This is a genomic window from Neisseria shayeganii 871, assembly GCF_000226875.1.
Lineage (GTDB): Bacteria > Pseudomonadota > Gammaproteobacteria > Burkholderiales > Neisseriaceae > Eikenella > Eikenella shayeganii.
On record NZ_JH164926.1, the window covers coordinates 543,426 to 559,410 of the forward strand.

Annotated in this window: 16 protein-coding genes; 13 read left to right on the top strand and 3 right to left on the bottom strand. The window is 58.1% G+C overall.

From position 1 onward, the window contains the following. Positions 1-120: 120 nt before the first annotated feature. A complete protein-coding gene (locus tag HMPREF9371_RS02390) occupies positions 121-1,098 on the bottom strand; it encodes a malate dehydrogenase (protein WP_040660020.1) in 978 nt (325 codons plus the stop codon). Between the two features lie 320 nt (positions 1,099-1,418). Here HMPREF9371_RS02390 and HMPREF9371_RS12715 point away from each other — a divergent pair, with 320 nt between their 5' ends. From HMPREF9371_RS12715 to rnhA, 10 genes are all read left to right on the top strand, one after another. Beyond that, complete coding sequence (locus HMPREF9371_RS12715; RefSeq protein WP_009118264.1) at positions 1,419-2,141, top strand: GntR family transcriptional regulator; 723 nt, start codon at positions 1,419-1,421, stop codon at positions 2,139-2,141. A 246-nt stretch (positions 2,142-2,387) separates the two neighbouring features. Further along, a complete protein-coding gene (sdhC, locus tag HMPREF9371_RS02400) occupies positions 2,388-2,762 on the top strand; it encodes a succinate dehydrogenase, cytochrome b556 subunit (protein ID WP_040660024.1) in 375 nt (124 codons plus the stop codon). After that, positions 2,756-3,112 (top strand): succinate dehydrogenase, hydrophobic membrane anchor protein, encoded by a 357-nt coding sequence (sdhD, locus tag HMPREF9371_RS02405; RefSeq protein WP_009118266.1) that lies wholly within the window; start codon positions 2,756-2,758, stop codon positions 3,110-3,112. Before sdhC ends, sdhD begins: the two co-directional genes overlap by 7 nt. Next, a complete protein-coding gene (gene sdhA, locus HMPREF9371_RS02410) occupies positions 3,109-4,872 on the top strand; it encodes a succinate dehydrogenase flavoprotein subunit (protein ID WP_009118267.1) in 1,764 nt (587 codons plus the stop codon). Before sdhD ends, sdhA begins: the two co-directional genes overlap by 4 nt. A gap of 21 nt (positions 4,873-4,893) precedes the next feature. Further along, the gene (locus HMPREF9371_RS02415) at positions 4,894-5,598 is read left to right on the top strand and encodes a succinate dehydrogenase iron-sulfur subunit (protein WP_009118268.1); all 705 of its coding nucleotides are present in this window, start codon (positions 4,894-4,896) and stop codon (positions 5,596-5,598) included. After that, on the top strand, positions 5,595-5,843 hold the full coding sequence (locus HMPREF9371_RS02420; protein ID WP_009118269.1) for an FAD assembly factor SdhE: 249 nt from the start codon (positions 5,595-5,597) through the stop codon (positions 5,841-5,843). The genes HMPREF9371_RS02415 and HMPREF9371_RS02420 overlap by 4 nt, the downstream gene beginning before the upstream one ends. 108 nt (positions 5,844-5,951) lie before the next feature. Beyond that, positions 5,952-7,235: a citrate synthase gene (gltA, locus tag HMPREF9371_RS02425; RefSeq protein WP_009118270.1), complete on the top strand. Its 1,284-nt coding sequence runs from the start codon at positions 5,952-5,954 to the stop codon at positions 7,233-7,235. Positions 7,236-7,397: 162 nt separating this feature from the next. Continuing rightward, positions 7,398-10,223 (top strand): 2-oxoglutarate dehydrogenase E1 component, encoded by a 2,826-nt coding sequence (locus HMPREF9371_RS02430; protein WP_009118271.1) that lies wholly within the window; start codon positions 7,398-7,400, stop codon positions 10,221-10,223. A gap of 77 nt (positions 10,224-10,300) precedes the next feature. After that, positions 10,301-11,494, top strand: coding sequence for a 2-oxoglutarate dehydrogenase complex dihydrolipoyllysine-residue succinyltransferase (odhB, locus tag HMPREF9371_RS02435; RefSeq protein WP_009118272.1), 1,194 nt, complete (start codon positions 10,301-10,303; stop codon positions 11,492-11,494). 103 nt (positions 11,495-11,597) lie between these two features. Beyond that, positions 11,598-12,041 carry a ribonuclease HI gene (rnhA, locus tag HMPREF9371_RS02440; RefSeq protein ID WP_009118273.1) on the top strand — a complete coding sequence of 148 codons (444 nt, stop codon included), beginning with the start codon at positions 11,598-11,600 and terminating at the stop codon, positions 12,039-12,041. 57 nt (positions 12,042-12,098) lie between these two features. Here the strand turns inward: rnhA and HMPREF9371_RS02445 are convergent, their stop codons facing one another. After that, the gene (locus HMPREF9371_RS02445; RefSeq protein ID WP_009118274.1) at positions 12,099-12,977 is read right to left on the bottom strand and encodes a cupin-like domain-containing protein; all 879 of its coding nucleotides are present in this window, start codon (positions 12,975-12,977) and stop codon (positions 12,099-12,101) included. A 215-nt stretch (positions 12,978-13,192) separates the two neighbouring features. Between HMPREF9371_RS02445 and trxB the strand changes: the two genes are divergently transcribed. Next, positions 13,193-14,143 carry a thioredoxin-disulfide reductase gene (trxB, locus tag HMPREF9371_RS02450; protein ID WP_040660026.1) on the top strand — a complete coding sequence of 317 codons (951 nt, stop codon included), beginning with the start codon at positions 13,193-13,195 and terminating at the stop codon, positions 14,141-14,143. A 47-nt stretch (positions 14,144-14,190) separates the two neighbouring features. Here trxB and HMPREF9371_RS13050 read toward each other — a convergent pair whose 3' ends face one another. Beyond that, positions 14,191-14,346, bottom strand: coding sequence for a lipoprotein signal peptidase (locus HMPREF9371_RS13050; protein WP_232203110.1), 156 nt, complete (start codon positions 14,344-14,346; stop codon positions 14,191-14,193). Between the two features lie 23 nt (positions 14,347-14,369). Between HMPREF9371_RS13050 and HMPREF9371_RS02455 the strand changes: the two genes are divergently transcribed. Continuing rightward, complete coding sequence (locus tag HMPREF9371_RS02455) at positions 14,370-14,810, top strand: DNA polymerase III subunit chi (RefSeq protein ID WP_009118277.1); 441 nt, start codon at positions 14,370-14,372, stop codon at positions 14,808-14,810. 159 nt (positions 14,811-14,969) lie between these two features. Beyond that, positions 14,970-15,959 carry a phenylalanine--tRNA ligase subunit alpha gene (gene pheS / locus HMPREF9371_RS02460; RefSeq protein WP_009118278.1) on the top strand — a complete coding sequence of 330 codons (990 nt, stop codon included), beginning with the start codon at positions 14,970-14,972 and terminating at the stop codon, positions 15,957-15,959. Positions 15,960-15,985: the final 26 nt, after the last annotated feature.

A 15,985-nucleotide genomic window follows, 5' to 3' on the forward strand; every position in this document is an offset into this window, starting at 1 on the left:
GCATTTTCCATACAAGCCGTTCAGCATACCGAAACAAAACAAAAGGCTACCTGAAAACAAGCTGCGCCGGTTTCTGCACAGCCCGTTTTCAGGTAGCCTTCATTCAGTTTAATGCCGCGATTACAGCAAATCTTTCACGCCGTCGCGCTCTTCTTCCAGCTCTTTCAGCGTCAGATTGATGCGCTCTTGGCTGAAGCCGTCGATGTCCAAACCTTGAACGATTTGGTATTCGCCGTTTTCGCAAGTAACCGGAAAACCGAACATCACGCCTTCGGGAATGCCGTAAGAGCCGTCGGAGGGCACGCCCATGGTCACCCATTTACCGTTACTGCCCAACCACCAGTCGCGGATGTGGTCGATGGCGGCGTTGGCGGCAGAAGCGGCGGAAGACAGGCCGCGCGCTTCAATAATGGCGGCGCCGCGTTTGCCCACGGTGGGCAGGAACACATTGGCGTTCCATTCTTGGTCGTTAATCATGTCTTTCACGCTCTCGCCCTGGATGGTGGCGAAGCGGTAGTCGGCATACATGGTGGGCGAGTGGTTGCCCCACACGCACAGTTTTTCAATGTCGCCCACGGCTTTGCCGGTTTTCTCGGCAATCTGGCTGGCGGCACGGTTGTGGTCGAGACGCAGCATGGCGGTGAAGTTTTTCGCCGGCAGATCGGGCGCAGACTTCATGGCGATGTAGGCATTGGTATTGGCCGGATTGCCCACCACCAATACTTTCACATTGCGGTCGGCCACTTTGTTCAGGGCAGCACCTTGTACGGTAAAGATTTGCGCATTGGCCTGCAGCAAATCGGCACGCTCCATGCCCGGTCCGCGCGGACGGGCACCCACCAAAATCGCCACTTGCGCATCTTTGAAAGCCACTTCGGGATCATCGGTGGCCACCATGCCGGCCAACAACGGGAAGGCGCAGTCCTGCAATTCCATCATCACGCCTTTTACCGCGTTTTGCGCTTGCGGCAAGTCGAGCAGTTGCAAAATCACCGGCTGGTCTTTGCCCAGCATTTCGCCGCTGGCGATACGGAACAACAGGGCATAGCCGATTTGGCCGGCCGCGCCGGTAACGGCTACGCGAACAGGTGCTTTCATGTTTTTCTCCTGAAGAAAATAAATAGAGTGAGCGCCGCCCGAAAACGGGAACACGGCCGGCCGACATACAGCTTGCCGCATCCGGCTGCCGGGCAGAGAACTGTCGGGCATCAGAACAATGCCGAGGACGGGGCATCATACCAAATATTGCCCCATATTGCCCCGGAAACCGTGATTTTTGTGCAAACTGCCGCAGAACCTTTCCTACAAAGTAATCCGAACAGATTGATAAGTATCAAAAAATTAAAAACCATATTTTTCCGCCAGTCTTATATAAGACTGGGTTTTACTTTACAAACGAAGCTTGTACAATGCCGCGCATGCCGAAATCCCCAGCAGACACCTTGCCGCTTTACAAACAGGCGGAGCTTTACATCAGCGGACACATCCGCTCGGGCCGCTGGGAAACCGGCACCACCCTCCCCAGCGAGTGGGATTTGGCCGCAGAAATCGGCGTCAGCCAAGGCACGGTGCGCAAAGCCCTATCCAATATGACTGCACGCGGCGAATTGCAACGCCAACAGGGCGTGGGCACTTTTGTGACCGGCCTCAACCCCGAATGGGGCGCCTTCCCGCTGCACGACGAGCATACCCGCCGCCGCAATCTGTGGCCGAAACAGGAAATCCTCAGCATTGCCGCGGCCAATACGCCGCCTGCCGTCCGCCACAATCTGCAGCTGGGCGCGGGCGAACGCATTTGGTATGTGCAGTCGCTGTGGCGCAACGGCCACCAAACCGTTGCTTACGACGAAGCTTGGCTGCCGCTGCCGCTTTTGCCCGACCTCAACCGCTTGCAGTTGGAAAGCCGGATGGGCATTTACCAATTATTGGCGGCCGAATACGGTTTTATGCTGGATCCCGCCCCCACCCTGCTCTTTTCAGGTAGCCTGGATGCGGAAACCGCCGCCAAATTGAAAAGTGCGCCCTATACGCCTGCCATCCGCTGCGAACGCATCAGCCACAGCGGCAAACGTATTTTGGAATGGCGCCGCCGTTTTATGCTGTTGGAACATACGGCACTGATTTTGCCTGCTTCCACCTAGTTGTTATCGGCCTGCAAGGCAGCAGGCTACCTGAAAGCACAGACGGATAACCTCTTTTATCCTCTATCGCTTAACATTTAAAAAATAAATCTTATCGTTTGTTTGCGCGATCGATAAAAACTGTTCAATGCCGTATAAAACAGTTAAAGTACGGCCTTGGATGATGTCCGGCCTGCGGGCCGCCTATTTTGGTTTTGGGTGCCGGTTTTGCCGGTTTTTTTCGATGTTTTAAAGGATTATGTTGTCATGCAGACAAACAGACCTGTGTTCTTGGATCTGCCCAGTATCCGCCTGCCGATACCCGGGATAGTGTCTATTTTGCACCGCATCAGCGGCGTGCTGCTTTTTGTCAGCCTGCCGCTATTATTGTGGCTATTCGCCGGCACGTTGGGCAATGCCGAAGCTTATGAAACCTACCGTGCCTTCGTCGGCCACCCGCTGGTGAAACTCGGCCTGATCGTTTTGCTGTGGGCCTATCTGCACCACGCCTTGGCCGGCATCCGCTTCCTGCTGCTGGACGCCCATAAAGGTTTGGCGCTGCAAACCGCCCGCCTGACCGCCAAACTGGTGTTTGTCACCGCCTTGGTATTGACTGTGATTTTGGGGGTGGTGTTATGGTAAACCGTAAACTGGCCGGCGCCCATTACGGCCTGCGCGACTGGGCCATGCAGCGCATTACCGCTGTGCTCATGCTGATTTATACCGTTGCCTTCGTGGTGTTCCTGCTTTGCCTGCCCAAAGGGGAAAGCGGCCATCTCGCCTGGCAGGCGTTCTTTGCCCAAACTTGGGTGAAAATTTTCACCCAAACCACGCTGATTGCCTTGCTCCTGCATGCCTGGGTGGGCATCCGCGATTTGTGGATGGACTACATCAAACCGTTCGGTCTGCGTCTGTTTCTTCATGTGGCCACCATCGTGTGGCTGGTTGTGGCCTTGATTTATTCTGTTAAAGTGATTTGGGGGTTGGTATGAGTTTTCCTGTTCGCAAGTTTGACGCCGTAATCGTAGGCGGCGGCGGGGCAGGTCTGCGTGCCGCCCTGCAGGCCTCTAAAGCTGGTTTGAATACCGCCGTTTTGTCTAAAGTATTTCCCACCCGCTCGCACACCGTTGCGGCCCAAGGCGGCATCTCCGCCTCTTTGGGCAATGTGCAGGAAGACCGTTGGGACTGGCACATGTACGACACCGTCAAAGGCTCCGATTGGCTGGGCGACCAAGACGCCATCGAATTCATGTGCCGCCGCGCACCGGAAGCCGTGATTGAACTGGAGCACATGGGCATGCCTTTCGACCGCGTAGAAAGCGGCAAAATCTACCAACGTCCGTTCGGCGGCCACACCGCCGAACACGGCAAACGCGCGGTGGAACGCGCTTGCGCGGTGGCCGACCGTACCGGCCACGCCATGCTGCATACGCTCTATCAACAAAACGTGCGCGCCAACACCCAATTCTTTGTGGAGTGGACCGCACTCGACCTGATCCGTGACGAGCAAGGCGACGTCGTCGGCGTTACCGCCATGGAAATGGAAACCGGCGATGTTTACATCTTCCACGCCAAAGCCGTTTTATTCGCCACCGGTGGTGCCGGCCGTATTTATGCATCCTCTACCAATGCTTTCATGAACACCGGTGACGGTTTGGGCATTTGCGCCCGGGCCGGCATTCCCTTGGAAGACATGGAATTTTGGCAATTCCATCCCACCGGCGTGGCCGGCGCCGGCGTCTTGATTACCGAAGGCGTGCGCGGCGAAGGCGGCATTCTGCTCAACGCCAACGGCGAGCGCTTTATGGAGCGTTACGCCCCGACAGTAAAAGACTTGGCCTCGCGCGACGTGGTGTCGCGCGCCATGGCGATGGAAATTTACGAAGGCCGCGGCTGTGGTCCGAAAAAAGACCACGTTCTGCTGAAAATCGACCACATCGGCGCCGAGAAAATCATGGAAAAACTGCCGGGCATCCGCGAGATTTCCATCCAGTTTGCCGGCATCGATCCGATTAAAGACCCGATTCCGGTGGTGCCCACCACCCACTACATGATGGGCGGCATTCCCACCAACTACTTAGGCGAAGTGGTAGTGCCCCAAGGCGACAACCCCGAAGTGGTGGTAAATGGCCTGTACGCCGCCGGCGAATGCGCCTGCGCCTCCGTACACGGCGCCAACCGCTTGGGCACCAACTCTTTGCTCGACTTGGTCGTATTCGGCAAATCGGCCGGCGACAGCATGGTGGCATACGTTCGCAGCCAAGAAAACTGGAAAGACCTGCCCGCCAACGCAGGCGAACTGACCCGTCAACGCCTGGATCGCCTGAACAACCAAAGCGGCGGCGAGAACGTCGATGCCCTGCGCAATGAGTTGCAGCGCACCGTACAGCTGCATGCCGGCGTATTCCGTACCGATGCCATCTTGAAAGAGGGCGTAGAAAAAGTGTTGGCTTTGGCCGAGCGTGCCAAGCGCACCGAAATTCAAGACAAGAGCCAAGTTTGGAACACCGCCCGCATCGAAGCGCTGGAGCTGGACAACCTGATGGAAGTGGCCAAAGCCACCCTGATTTCCGCCGAAGCCCGCAAAGAATCGCGCGGCGCCCATGCTTCCGACGACCATCCCGAACGCGACGACGACAACTGGATGAAACACACCCTGTTCCATCCCGAAAACAACAGCCTATCCTATAAACCGGTTCACACCAAACCGCTCACCGTAGAGTACATCGAGCCGGCCAAACGGGTTTATTAAGGCGCAAAGGAACACAACACCATGGAAAAAGTACGTTTCAAAGTGTACCGCTACAATCCCGATGTGGATGCCAAGCCGTACATGAAAGACTATGAACTGGAAATCGAGCCTACCGACGTCAAACTGTTGGACGCCATCGTCAAACTCAAAGCGCAAGACGACAGTTTGTCGTTCCGCCGCTCCTGCCGCGAAGGCATCTGCGGCTCCGACGGCATGAACATCAACGGTAAAAACGGCTTGGCCTGCCTGACCGACATCCGCAGCCTCAAGCAGCCCATCGTGCTGCGCCCCCTGCCCGGCCTGCCGGTCATCCGCGACCTGATCGTGGACATGACCCAGTTCTTCAAACAATACCACTCCATCAAACCGTATGTGGTGAACGACACCCCCGCACCCGAGCGCGAACGCCTGCAAACCCAGGAAGAGCGCAAAGAGCTGGACGGTTTGTACGAGTGTATTTTGTGCGCCTGCTGCTCGACGGCCTGCCCCTCATTCTGGTGGAACCCCGATAAATTCGTCGGTCCCTCCGGCCTGTTGAACGCTTACCGCTTCATTGCCGACAGCCGCGACACCATCACCAACGAGCGTTTGGACAACTTGAACGACCCCTACCGTCTGTTCCGCTGCCACACCATCATGAACTGCGTGGACGTGTGCCCCAAACACCTCAACCCCACCCGCGCAATTGGCAAGATCAAAGAAATCATGCTAAAACGTGCCGTATGAGTGCTTTTGACGACACCGCCAAACGCCGTATCCGTTTTCTGACCCGCCGCGGGCTGCTGGAGCTGGATATTGTGCTCGGGCGGTTCATGGCCACAGAATTTGCACACTTGAGCGACGCGGAGCTGGCCGTTTTTGTCGATATTTTAGATCTGCCCGACCAAGTGTTTCTCGCCTTGGTCAACGGCAAAGAGCAGCCCGACAACCCGGCTTTTCTGCCGCTGCTGGAAAAAATCCGCCAAGCCTAAAGCCGAAGCGGCTGAGCCTGTCAACAGGCTTCCACGGCTCCCGTTTCCACGCTGCCTTTCAGGTAGCCCAAAACCAACCCATCAAGCATAAATAAGGAGTAACCAGAGATGTCGAATCACATTACCTTGCAAGCCGAGGGCAAAGAAACACTGGAACTGCCCGTACTGGAAGGTACGCTGGGACCCGACGTCGTAGACATCCGCACCTTTACCAAAGGCACCGGCATGTTTACCTTCGACCCCGGCTTCGTGTCCACCGCCAGCTGCGAATCGAAAATTACCTTTATTGATGGTGACAAAGGCCAGCTTTACTACCGCGGCTACCCCATCGAACAGCTGGCCGAACACAGCGACTATCTGGAAACCTGCTATCTGCTGCTCAACGGCGAACTGCCCAACGCCCAGCAAAAAGCCGAATTCGAACACACCGTTTCCAAACACACCATGGTTCACGAACAGCTGACCTGGTTCTTCCGCGGCTTCCGCCGCGACGCCCACCCGATGGCCATGATGGTCGGCGTGGTGGGCGCGCTGGCCGCGTTCTACCAAGACAGCCTGGACATCAACGATCCCAACCACCGCCGCATCGCCGAATACCGTCTGATCTCCAAGATTCCGACCATCGCGGCCATGTGCTACCGTTACTCCAACGGCCTGCCCTTCAACTTCCCGCGCAACGATCTTTCCTACACCGCCAACTTCATGCACATGATGTTCGCCACCCCGTGCGAAGATTACGAGCCGAACCCGGTGCTGGTACGCGCCTTGGACCGCATCTTCATCCTGCACGCCGACCACGAACAAAACGCCTCCACCTCCACCGTGCGTCTGGCCGGCTCTTCCGGCGCCAACCCCTTCGCCTGTATCGCCGCCGGCATCGCCTGCCTGTGGGGCCCGGCCCACGGCGGCGCCAATGAAGCCGTACTGAAAATGCTCGACGAAATCGGCGACGTTTCCCGCGTAGCCGAATTCATGGAAGGCGTGAAAGAACGCAAATACCGCCTGATGGGCTTCGGCCACCGCGTGTACAAAAACATGGACCCGCGCGCCGCCATCATGAAACAAACCTGCGACGAAGTGCTGGGCGAACTCGGCCTGCAAGACAGCCCGAAATTTAAACTGGCCATGGAGCTGGAAAAAATCGCCCTCAATGACCCCTATTTCGTAGAGCGCAAGCTGTACCCCAATGTAGATTTCTACTCCGGCATCGTCCTCTCCGCCTTGGGCATTCCGGTCTCCATGTTTACCGTTATCTTCGCCTTGGCGCGCACCGTGGGCTGGATCTCCCACTGGCACGAAATGATTGCCGACCCGAACCAAAAAATCGGCCGTCCGCGTCAACTCTACACCGGCGCCACCCGCCGCGATTACGTTCCGGTAGACAAACGTTAAACACGCCGTCAGGCGTTTCAGGTAGCCTCCCCATCCGCCGGAGGCTACCTGAAAGAACAATAAAGCATCACAGAGAGAGGGTTATGTTTGCAGGCAGTCAGAATTCCGACACCACGCAGCGCATCGCCCTTTTTTGCTAACCACCATAAAGGTTTATCAGCCATGATGAAAGACAAAGCTGACCTGTCGTATTTATTCGGCTCCAACGCCTCATACATCGAAGAATTGTATGAAGCCTACCTGAATGCGCCCGATTCGATAGACAGCCACTGGAAAACATACTTCGACCAACTGGCCGCCCAAGCAGGCCACACCGCCAAAGACATCGCCCACCGCCCGATTCAGGAATCGTTCGCCAACCTGAGCAAACAAAAACAAAGCGTGGCAGCCAAAGGCGGCGTGGATTTCAACCTGATGCAGAAACAGGTGTCCGTATTGCGTCTGATGTCTGCCTACCGCGTGCTCGGCTCACGCGCCGCCAAGCTCGACCCCCTGCAGCGCAAAGGCCGCGAATACCTGCCCGAGCTCGATCCCAAAACACACGGCCTGAACGATGCCGACATGGCAGTCCAATTCAGCGTGGGCAGCAACTTCTCCGCCAGTGAAAAACTGCCTTTGTCCGAAATCATCAGCAAACTGCAGCAAACCTACTGCGGCACCGTGGCCGTAGAATACATGCACATCACCCGTTCGGAAGAGAAACACTGGGTGCAGGACCGCATCGAGCGCGACCTCTCCACCCCCCGTTTCAATGCCGACACCAAACGCCGCATCCTCAAGCAGATTACCGCCGCCGAAACCTTAGAGCGCTATCTGCACACCAAATACGTCGGCCAAAAACGCTTCTCGCTGGAAGGCGGCGAAAGCACCATTGCCGCCCTCAATCACCTGATCCACTCTTCTACCGCCCAAGGCGTAGAAGAAATCGTGATCGGCATGGCCCACCGCGGCCGCCTCAACGTGTTGGTAAACACTTTGGGCAAAGAGCCGCGCGTGCTGTTCAGCGAATTCGAAGGCAAAATCGCCACCCAGCTGGCCAGCGGCGACGTGAAATACCACATGGGCTTCAGCTCCGACATTCCCACCGACAACGGCCCGGTGCACATTTCCCTGGCCTTCAACCCCTCCCACCTCGAAATCGTCAACCCGGTAGTGGAAGGTTCCGTGCGCGCGCGCCAACGCCGCCGCGGCTCCGAAGGCCGCCGCCAAGTGATGCCCGTGCTGATCCACGGCGACTCCGCCTTCATCGGCCTGGGCGTAAACCAAGCCACCTTCAACCTGTCGCAAACCCGCGGTTACTCCACCGGCGGCACCGTCCACATCGTCATCAACAACCAAATCGGCTTCACCACGTCCGACACCCGCGATACCCGCTCCACCCTGTATTGCACCGACATCGCCAAAATGATCGACGCGCCGATTTTCCACGTTAACGGCGACGACCCCGAAGCCGTCTGCTATGTGGTTCAGGTAGCCTTAGACTACCGCATGAAGTTCGGCAAAGACGTGGTGATCGACTTGGTGTGCTACCGCAAACTGGGCCACAACGAAGGCGACGATCCCTTCCTGACCCAGCCCATGATGTACAAACAAATCGCCAAGCATCCCGGCGCCCGCGCCCTGTATGCCGATCGCCTGATCCAAGAAGGCGTCATCACCGCCGCTAATGCCGAAGGCTACATCGCCGACTACCGCGCCGCCTTGGACAAAGGCGAACACGTCGAGCAAACCCTGCTCACCGACTACAAACGCAAACACGCGGTAGACTGGACCCAATACCAAGGCTCCCATTGGAACCAACCGGTGGACACCGCCCTGCCCGCCGCCGACATCAAACGCCTCACCACCACCTTCACCGCCCTGCCCGAAGGCTTCACCGCCCACAACACGGTGAAAAAACTGCTGGAGGCGCGCCGCGCCATGGCCGCCGGCGAACAGCCTGCCGACTGGGGTATGGCCGAAACCTTGGCCTACGCCAGCTTGGTCACCAACGGCCACGGCGTACGCATTTCCGGCGAAGACTCCGGCCGCGGCACCTTCTCACACCGCCATGCCGTGCTGCACGACCAAAACCGCGAGAAAAGCGACGACGGCGCCTATGTGCCGCTGCGCAATATGAGCGACCACCAAGCGTCCTTTATGGTGATCGACTCCATTCTGAATGAAGAAGCGGTGCTGGCTTACGAATACGGTTTTGCCTGCTCGGCCCCCGACCAGTTGGTGATCTGGGAGGCCCAGTTCGGCGACTTCGCCAACGGCGCACAAGTGGCGATCGACCAATTCATCGCTTCCGGCGAAACCAAATGGGGCAGGCTGTGCGGCTTGACCGTCATTCTGCCGCACGGCTACGACGGCCAAGGCCCAGAACACTCCTCCGCCCGCCTCGAACGCTGGCTGCAACTGTGCTCCGAGCACAATATGCAGATCGTGATGATGTCCGAAGCCTCGCAAATGTTCCACGTGCTGCGCCGTCAGGTTTTGCGCCCCTACCGCAAACCGCTGGTGATTTTCCTCTCCAAACGCCTGCTGCGCTTCAAAGACGCCATGAGCCCCTTGAGCGACTTCACCGAAGGCAGCTTCCGTCCAGTCATCGGCGACACCGTCAGCGGCCGCGACGAACAAGTCAAACGCGTGATTCTGTGCGCCGGCCAAGTGTATTACGACCTGAAAAAAGGCCGTGAGGAGCGCGGTTTGGAGCAAGACATCGCCATCGTGCGCGTGGAACAGCTCTATCCCTTCCCCTATGAAGAAGTGGCTGCCGAATTGAGCCGTTATCCGAACGCCACCGAAATCATGTGGGCACAGGAAGAGCCGAAAAACCAAGGTGCGTGGTACCAAATCCGCCACCGCATCGAAAGCCTGAGCACCGACAAACAGCGCGTTACCTTCGCCGGCCGTCCGGCCAGCGCTTCGCCCGCCGTCGGCTACATGAGCAAACATATTGCCCAGCTGCAGGCCTTGGTAGAAGATGCCATGAAGCTGTCTTAAAGCCACGGGGCTACCTGAACAGGTTCTCAGGTAGCCTCCCGAACACCCCGCCACATTCATAACACCAAGGAAACATCATGATTATCGAAGTAACCGTTCCCATGCTGCCCGAAAGCGTGACCGAAGCCACCCTGATGACCTGGCACAAAAAAGTCGGTGATTTCGTCGAGCGCGACGAAAACCTGATCGACTTGGAAACCGACAAAGTCGTGTTGGAGCTGCCCGCCCAACAAGCCGGCGTCATCGTAGAAATCATCGAGCAAGACGGCGCCGTGGTGACCGCCAACCAGCTGATCGCCAAAATCGACACCGCCGCCACCAAGAGCGAAGCCGCTCCGGCTGCCGCTGCCGCTCCGGCCCAAGCAAGTGCCGCCGCCCCGACCGCGGCCGGCAACGCCCAAGCCGGCGTGGCCATGCCCGCCGCCGCCAAACTGGCCGCCGAAAAAGGCGTGGACATCAGCAACGTGGCCGGTTCCGGTCGTGATGGCCGCGTGCTGAAAGAAGACGTACAAAACGCTGCCGCCGCACCCAAAGCCGCCGCACCGGCCGCCGCTGCCGTACCCGCCGGCGAGCGCATCGAACAGCGCGTGCCGATGAGCCGCCTGCGCGCCCGCGTGGCCGAGCGCCTGCTGCAATCGCAAGCCGAAAACGCCATCCTCACCACTTTCAACGAAGTCAATATGAAACCGGTGATGGATTTGCGCAACAAATACAAAGAGAAGTTTGAAAAAGAACACGGCGTAAAACTGGGCTTCATGTCCTTCTTCGTCAAAGCCGCCGTGGCCGCACTGAAAAAATTCCCGGTGGTCAACGCCTCCGTGGACGGCAACGACATCGTTTACCACGGCTACTTCGACATCGGCATCGCCGTCGGCAGCCCGCGCGGCTTGGTGGTGCCCATCTTGCGCGATGCCGACCAAATGAGCATTGCCGAGATTGAAAAAACCATCGCCGACTTCGCCGTCAAAGCCAAAGACGGCAAACTGGCGCTGGAAGACCTCACCGGCGGCACCTTCAGCATCACCAACGGCGGCACCTTCGGCTCCATGATGTCCACCCCCATCATCAACCCGCCGCAATCCGCCATCCTCGGCATGCACGCCACCAAAGAGCGCGCCGTGGTGGAAAACGGCGAAATCGTGGTGCGCCCGATGATGTATCTGGCCCTCTCTTACGACCACCGCATCATCGACGGCCGCGAAGCCGTGCTCACCCTGGTTACCATCAAAGAGGCCTTGGAAGACCCGGCCCGCCTGATTTTGGATATCTAATCCCATCCAATAAGGCTACCTGTCCAATAAGGCTACCTGAAAACCGCCAAGGGCTTTCAGGTAGCCTTTTCGCTTCTATCCGATTTCAAACAGACCGACACCGATGAACGACACCACCACCGTCCACCTCTTTACCGACGGCGCCTGCAAAGGCAACCCCGGCCCTGGCGGCTGGGGCGTGCTGATGCGCTACGGCCGGCACGAAAAAGAGCTTTACGGCGGCGAAGCCCACACCACCAACAACCGCATGGAGCTCACCGCCGTCATCCGCGGCCTCGCCGCCCTCACCCGCCCCTGCCGCGTAACCATTTATACCGACTCGCAATACGTGAAAAACGGCATGGAAAGCTGGATACACGGCTGGAAAAAAAACGGCTGGAAAACCGCCGCCAAACAGGCCGTCAAAAACGCCGAGCTGTGGCAGCAGCTCGACGAACTGGTGGCCCGCCACCAAGTCAGCTGGACTTGGGTGAAAGGCCATGCCGGCCATCCCGAAAACGAACGTGCCGACCAACTGGCCAACCTCGGCGTGCACGAGGCTGGCTGAACAGCTGAACACCGGCCGCCGAAACCGTCTGCAAAATGCGCCGCCACCCGTCTCCGGCTAACGCGGCAGCCCGCGGCTGAGCGCGTGATGGGCGCGCTTCACCGCCAGCTGCTCCTTCCACGTCATATAACGCTGGTGGAAACGCGCCTTCATCCAATTGTCAAACTGGCGCTGCACGGTCAGATTCCACAGACTGTGCGCCTTCACCGCCCAACTTTCGTCCCAAGCGCGTAAGGAAATCGAAAAAGAGCCGTCTAAATATTTCATCCAGTGCCACCAACCGGTCGGCATAAACAAAGTATCGCCGTATTCCAAAAAGCACTCGATGCCCTCCACCCCTTCCAAGGCGGGAAAGCGCTGCGTATCCGGATGCTCCACGCTGTAATCTTCCAGCGCGTAAGTGGCATACGGCATGCGGTAGAGGCGCTCTTTCCATTTGTAGTCGAACAGAATCACATGTTTGCGGCCGAAATGGGTGTGGAAAATATGCGCCATATCGATATCGTAATGCAGAAAGGTTTCCGAACCCGCTCCGCCGAAAAACAGCGTGGGGTATTTATCGAGAAAACCGCCCATCAGCGCTTTGGGAAACGCATAATCGGCCAACAGCGCCGGCGCGTGTTTGATGGGGTCGAACAGAAAAATCCGCAAATCGGTGGGCTCGCGCTGAATCAGATCAATATAGTCGCCAAACTTCATCTCGGTGCTGGCGGCATTGATCGGCGCGGCCGGGTCGGCCTTGCTGCTGTCGTACAGCGGCACGGTGATGTCGCCCACCACTTCCTTCATATAGTCGAGCGACCATTTGCCGTAGCCCGGCCAGCCGTGGCTGAGGTTTTTGATCACCAGCGGACGGCGCGGCAACAGATACAAGCGGTGGAAATCTTCGCGGCTGATGTGCTCCACCACATCAATCGGCGTCAGTTTGAAACCCATATAACCACTAAATAAAGGATACAGATAAAAACAAAGCAGTTTAATCGCACGGACGGGAAAGATAAAGCCGCCGGCTACAAACAGACGCGCCGTGTTTGATTTGAATCAATCCCCCCCTTCCCCTTTCAGGTAGCCCGTTGCCGATCGGCCGCCCCGCCTTTTCCCCGGCTGCGGCAACAGGTACAATGTCCACCGTTTTGATGAGGAGTTTTCCCATGTCTGCCAAACACAGCAAACTGATTATTCTCGGCTCCGGCCCCGCCGGCTACACCGCCGCCGTTTATGCCGCCCGCGCCAATCTGCAGCCGGTCATCATCACCGGCCTCGCCCAAGGCGGCCAGCTGATGACCACCACCGAAGTGGACAACTGGCCGGCCGACGCCGAAGGCGTACAAGGCCCCGAACTGATGGCCCGCTTCCAAGCTCATGCCGAGCGTTTCGGCACCGAAATGATTTTCGACCAAATCCACACCGTCGATCTGCAAAACCGCCCCTTCACCCTTAAAGGCGACGCCGGCGAATACACCTGCGACGCCCTCATCATCGCCACCGGCGCCTCCGCCAAATACCTCGGCCTGCCCAGCGAAGCAAACTTCTCCGGCCGCGGCGTATCCGCCTGCGCCACCTGCGACGGCTTTTTCTATAAAAACCAAAACGTCGCCGTGGTCGGCGGCGGCAACACCGCGGTAGAAGAGGCCCTGTATCTGGCCAATATCGCCGCCAACGTTACCCTCATCCACCGCCGCGACACTTTCCGCGCCGAAAAAATCATGGTCGATAAACTGATGAAGCGTGTGGAAGAAGGCAAAATCACCCTCAAACTCAACGCCACCCTCGACGAAGTGCTCGGCGACGACAGCGGCGTCACCGGCGCCCGCCTGCGCTACCACGACGGCAGCAGCGAAGACATTGCCGTACAAGGCGTTTTCATTGCCATCGGCCACCAGCCCAACACCGATATTTTCAAAGGCCAGCTCGATATGGACGAAACCGGCTACCTGAAAACCCGCGGCGGCAGCGGCGACAACGTAGGCGCCACCAATATCGAAGGCGTGTGGGCGGCCGGCGACGTCAAAGACCACACCTACCGCCAAGCCATCACCAGCGCCGCCTCCGGCTGCCAAGCCGCCTTGGACGCCGAACGCTGGCTCGACAGCCAAGCATAAACCGCCCCACCGCCATGCAGGCTACCTGAAACCGTTACCACCGGTTTTCAGGTAGCCTGAGACCTTTGCAAAACCTCCAAATGTGGATGCAGTTCAAGGCGTAGCAGCGCAGCGAATGCAGACATATCATATAGATATGCAAGTGGGCGAGTAGCGCACAACGCAGAAATGCGCCGCAGATGGGGGTTTTGCAAAGGTCTCAGCCTGTTTCCACCCTCATACCGCCATGACCGCCGTCACCTTCTACACCCACGTCAGCAACATCGAACACTTCGCCTGCCGCCTGAGCAAACGTGCTCTGGAGGCCGGCAGCCGCGTCCTGCTGTGGTCCGACGACGATCAGCAAATCGAGCGCTTGGATCAGACCCTGTGGACCTTCGAACCGGAGAGTTTCCTGCCCCATCAAATCTGGCCGGCAAGCAGCCCCCTGCCTGCCGACACCCGTCTGCTGCTGGCCGGCGATGCCGAACTCCCCGCCTTGCCTCCCGGCTGGACGGTGTTGAATTTATCGCCCGATTTCTGGAGCCAAGCCCCCGCACCGCCGGCACGCATTCTCGAGATCATCGGCACCCAAGCCCACGAATTGAGCGTCGCCCGTCAACGCTTCGCCCACTACCAACGGCACGGCTTCACCCTCTCGCACCACGATATGCAGGGCAAAGCCTGAATCCGCCGCACCGCCGCCGGCCAAACGCAAAAATATCCCGCCGTTCGGTTTAAAAAACATCCCCATGCCGCTAGAATAGCGCCTTTTCCGGGCACCTGCCTTTCAGGTAGCCCCTAACGCTTCAGGCTACCTGAACACCAAATTCCTCTTCCCGACACCATGCACAACGTAGACCAAATCACCGCCAACGGCATCCAAGCCCTGCAAGCCGCCGCCGACCAACAAGCCCTCGAACTCGTAAAAGCCCAATACCTGGGAAAAAGCGGCGAACTGAACGCCCTTTTAAAACAGCTCGGCAGCATGTCGCCCGAAGAGCGCAAAACCGTCGGCGCCCACATCAACGAATGCAAAAACCGCTTCCAAGAAGCCTACAACGCCAAACGCGACGCATTGGCCGCAGCGAAGCTGGAAGCCCAACTGGCCGCCGAAGCGCTCGACATCACCCTGCCCGGCCGCCACCAATCCGCCGGCGGCCTGCACCCCGTCACCCTCACCCTGCAACGCGTGGTCGAACTCTTCCACGGCATGGGTTTCGAAGTCGCCGACGGCCCGGAAATCGAAGACGATTTCCACAACTTCCAAGCATTGAATATTCCGCAAAACCACCCCGCCCGCGCCATGCAGGACACCTTCTATGTGGAAAACGGCGACGTATTGCGCACCCACACCTCACCGATTCAAATCCGCTACATGCTGGATAAGCAACACCCGCCCATCCGCATCATCGCCCCCGGCCGCGTGTACCGCGTGGACAGCGACGCCACCCACTCGCCCATGTTCCACCAAGCCGAAGGCTTGTGGGTAGAAGAAGGCGTCACCTTCGCCGACCTCAAAGCCGTGTTTACCGACTTCATCCGCCGCTTCTTCGAGCGCGACGATTTGCAGGTACGCTTCCGCCCCTCCTTCTTCCCCTTCACCGAACCCTCCGCCGAAATCGACATCATGGGCGACAACGGCAAATGGCTGGAAGTGGGCGGCTGCGGCATGGTGCACCCCAATGTGCTGAACAACGTCAACATCGACCCCGAAAAATACACCGGCTTCGCCTTCGGCATCGGCCTCGACCGCTTCGCCATGCTGCGCTACGGCGTCAACGACTTGCGCCTGTTTTTCGATAACGATTTGAATGTGTTGAAGCAATTTCGATAAATTCACAAAACATTCCGTGCTTAGAA